Raw genomic sequence first — 4,096 nt, 5'->3', positions numbered from 1 at the left:
CTGTCACCTCGTACAGCTTAAAATACTCCTGTTTGTTGGCATCTTTCCAGAAGTTCACTAAATTAGGTTCATTCCATACTTCAAACAGCCATGTCCGCACTTCCTCAATCCCGTATCGCTCAATGAAATGGGAAACGACCGCTACGATGAGATCACGCCACTTGTTATAATCTTTCGGGGGTGTAACGTTGCCTTTCCAATAAAAAACTGTTTGGTCTCCCGAAGCAAGCGCTTTTGGCATAAATCCAAATTCAATAAACGGCCGGATATTCAACGCTAAATACGAATCAACAATCCGGTCGATGTACGTAAAGTTATAAAACGGCTTCATTTCCCCATCGATTTCGACTTCTCGATAAATTCCGACATCATCGGAAAGCAAGCCATGACCGCGGATGTATCGAAACCCTATTTTCTCTTGCACGAGTTTCAAGTGATCCAAATACTCCTTTTGCAAAGCAAGGCCGAGCCGCCCGGTGCCAACGCAAAATTTCCAATTCTTTTTAAACTTCTCCCTCCCGTTGCTTGGCACGTTTACAACCTTCATGCTCCTCTCCCCTATTCACCGATAAATTTTCCGCCCGTATTGGTCGTCTATTCCTGACTTCCGGTAAAAGTACGTATTGATGACATCTCGCCATTCTTTAGCATGTTCCACTTGGATCGTCAATCGTTCCAATACATCATGATACCGTTTTTCGTCGATTTTCCCTTTCAGTTGTTCCCATCGTTTCCGCAGCTGTTTCGCCTGCTCAACCCCTTCAAAATGAGTATTGTAAATATGTTGAATGACCGTTTCCCCTGAATGCAGCCGATGAGTGTACGGAACGTGATGGAAAAACAAGAGCAGCTCATCCGGACAAGTGTCGAGCGACTCATACATCGCTGCATTTTCCGGAAAGTATTGCGCCGTATATCCTGTTCCCGTAGCAACCGTCCGGTCAACACCGATCCCGTCGCGGTCGGCATAATGGTACGTCCCCCAATGCGAATATTCATAGCCATCCACATTAGGACCATAATGGTGCCCTGGGTTCACCATCCAGCCGACGCCAAGCGGAGAGGTGTAGTTTTCATAAATTCTCCACGAAGATAGAAGCATCCAACTGATCGTCTCGACGACTTGTGAATCGTCCCCAAACGTTTGCACAACCCATTCGTTAGCAATTTCTTCGGCAGACAAATCCGGATTCCAAGCGAGCCGCCCAAATCCATACAAGTTTGCTTGGGCCAACGTATGCCCAGTCCAGTTTGGGTCACTGCCAATATTAGATACCCCTGCGATCCCGCTGTATCGATAGTCAAATAGCGATCCATCAATTACCTTTTTTACTTCCGACCCTTTTCCCTTGGCATACGTATCAAAATCAAGCACCTCTTTCCACTGTGGAATCAAGAAGCATAAATGTTTTTGCTGTCCTGTATATTCCTGAGTGATTTGAACCTCCATCATTTGATTGGTTTTCGGCATAGCGCCAAATAACGGAGAAACCGGCTCCCTTACTTGAAAATCCATTGGGCCGTTTTTAATTTGCAAGATGACATTCTCGCGAAACTGTCCATCCAATGGCTTAAAGTGATCATATGCGGCTTTTGCCCGATCGGTCGTCCGATCGCGCCAATCCTGCTGGCAGTTATAAACAAAACATCTCCAAATGACGAGCCCCCCAAACGGCGCTAACGCTTCCGCCAACATGTTTGCTCCTTCCGCGTGATCGCGCCCATACGTAAAGGGACCAGGACGAAACTCGGAATCCGCTTTGACTACAAAGCCGCCAAAATCAGGAATATATTGATAAATACGTTTCGCCGTTTCCTTCCACCACCGTCGCACCTCGGGATCAAGCGGATCTGCTGTTGGAAGCCCGCCAATCTCAATCGGGCTTGCGTAGTTGATACTTAAAAATGTTTTGATTCCGTAGGTTCGGAAGATATCCGCTACTTCCGCCACGTCAGGCAAAAAGTGATCGGTGATGAGTTTCGTTTCGGTTTTGTGTACATTGACATTGTTGATGGAGATGGCGTTAATACCCACAGAAGCAAGCAATCGTGCATAATCTTTTATCCGTTGGTTTTGTTTCACAAACTGGTCATCGACAAAGAAAATCGACCGACCAGCATATCCACGCTCAATGCTGCCATCCATATTGTCCCAATGATTGATCATGCGCAACCGGTTTTTTGGCTGCTCGATGATGGACAGTTGGGCGATGTTCTCACCCATTTGCAATAATCGGAGGAAATGAAAGACACCATACAACACACCAGCATCTGTTTTCCCAATAATGTAGATACGGAACGGGCCATCGTCGACATCCGATCGAATCACATACCCTTCAGGATGAACAAGCGTTCCCTCTAATGGTCGCTCGAACTCTTCATCTTCAAGCGTCCCAAGCCAAATCGAATTAGCTGTTTCATTTACTTCCTGCACCACTTGCGGCTCAATCTCCATCATCGAACGAAGCCCTTTTTGGAGTTCTTCCACGGCTGCTTGAAAAATGGGCGATGTTCTTTTCGCCACAATCTCCTCAAACCGTAATCGACTATATTGATCCTTCCGCTCATACCGCAGCCAACAAGGTTCGTATCCCGCCGTCATGTCGAATTCTCCTCCTGTTACTCTTTTTCCGCCCCCAACACAATCCCTTTCACAAAAAACTTTTGCACAAACGGATAAACAATCAGCATCGGCAAAGCTGCGATGAAGATTTGTGCCGCCTTCACTGTCCGTTCAGATAAGTTTTTCAATGTTTCTGCATCGACGCTCATTTTCGTAAAATCCTGTTGAACAATAATCGTTTGTAAGAACGTAGATAACGGGTAATGTTTCACATCGGACATATAAATCAACCCATCAAACCATGAGTTCCAATGAAAAACCATCGTAAAGAGCGAAATCGTCGCAATGGCAGGCACCGAAATCGGCAAATAAATTTTCCAAAAAATCGTGAAATGATTTGCGCCATCCATTAAAGCGGCCTCTTCAAGCGATTTCGGCACCGAAGTTCGGAAAAAGTTCACAAGCAAAATTAAGTTAAAGGCGCTGACAGCTGGCGGTAAAATCAACGCCCAAATCGTATCTGTCAACCCGAGCTTCGTCACCACCATATAAGTCGGAACGAGACCGCCATGGAACAACATCGTAAACACAAAAATCCACATATAGAGTTTCCGGCCGCGAAAGGCGTCGTCGCTTTTGGACAGCGGATAGGCAGCGCATAACATGACTCCCATGGAAATGACTGTTCCCAATACAACACGCAAAAACGAATTCCAAAGGGAACGCAAAAAATTTTCATTCCCAATCGTTTTCTCATAAGCGTCCAACGTAAAGTCAACGGGCCACAGTCCGACCAGATTAGCGGTCGCCGCTGCACTGCCGCTGAATGAGACGGCTAAAATATGGATGAGAGGCAAAAGGCAAAGAACGGCAATGATCGTTAAAAGAGTATAGTTAAACACAGTGAATAGTTTATAAGACAAGCTTTTTTGGTAGTGATGATGCATAGACCTCCCCTCCCTTTAAAAGATTTTATAGTTCGCATACTTATAAGCGAGACGATACCCTGTGACTACGAGAATAAAGCTGATAACCGATTTAAACAATCCAACAGCTGTCGCATAACTGAAATCCCCGTTCAAGAGACCGACACGGTAAACATACGTATCGATGATATCACCCGTTTTGTAAACAAGCGGATTGTACAAGTTTAAAATTTGATCAAATCCGGCATTTAAAATGTTTCCGAGCGACAACGTTCCAACCACAATGATGATCGGCAACATGGAAGGCAACGTAATGTAAATAGTTTGTTGCCACCTGTTGGCTCCATCCACGATAGCCGCTTCATACAACGATGGGTTAATGGAAGTAAGGGCAGCTAAAAATACAATCGTGTTAAATCCGCATTCTTTCCACACATCTGTAACGACAACAACGGTACGAAACCAATCGTTGTCTCCAAGAAAGAAAATAGGCTTAACACCGAATATTGATAAAAAACGGTTAACAATCCCCCCTTCAGGAGAAAGCATGTCAATCAAGATCCCGCCCAGAATCACCCATGACAAAAAGTGCGGCAAATACACGATC

The 4,096-nt window shown here is 45.3% G+C and carries 3 protein-coding genes and 1 pseudogene; all 4 read right to left on the bottom strand.

The window, feature by feature from the left end; genetic code table 11:
* A pseudogene (locus VU18_RS16615) lies at positions 1-547 on the bottom strand (xylan 1,4-beta-xylosidase); the annotation flags it as partial.
* A 15-nt stretch (positions 548-562) separates the two neighbouring features.
* Entirely contained in the window at positions 563-2,602 is a 2,040-nt protein-coding gene (locus VU18_RS16610; protein WP_021321578.1) for an alpha-glucuronidase family glycosyl hydrolase, read from the bottom strand.
* A 17-nt stretch (positions 2,603-2,619) separates the two neighbouring features.
* Positions 2,620-3,510 carry a carbohydrate ABC transporter permease gene (locus VU18_RS16605; protein WP_015374977.1) on the bottom strand — a complete coding sequence of 297 codons (891 nt, stop codon included), beginning with the start codon at positions 3,508-3,510 and terminating at the stop codon, positions 2,620-2,622.
* A 15-nt stretch (positions 3,511-3,525) separates the two neighbouring features.
* Positions 3,526-4,096: ABC transporter permease subunit (locus VU18_RS16600; RefSeq protein ID WP_047758599.1), on the bottom strand; the 571-nt coding region annotated here is incomplete at its 5' end.

The organism is Geobacillus sp. ZGt-1 (assembly GCF_001026865.1).
In the GTDB taxonomy this organism is placed as follows: Bacteria; Bacillota; Bacilli; order Bacillales; family Anoxybacillaceae; genus Geobacillus; species Geobacillus thermoleovorans.
The sequence above is the reverse complement of the archived record's forward strand: the minus strand, read 5'-3'. Positions and strand labels throughout refer to the sequence as shown.

Bases quoted from the DNA above. Each gene is read 5' to 3' on its own strand.
- VU18_RS16610 (WP_021321578.1), bottom strand. From the start codon at position 2,602: ATGACGGCGGGATACGAACCTTGTTGGCTGCGGTATGAGCGGAAGGAT.
- VU18_RS16605 (WP_015374977.1), bottom strand. From the start codon at position 3,510: ATGCATCATCACTACCAAAAAAGCTTGTCTTATAAACTATTCACTGTG.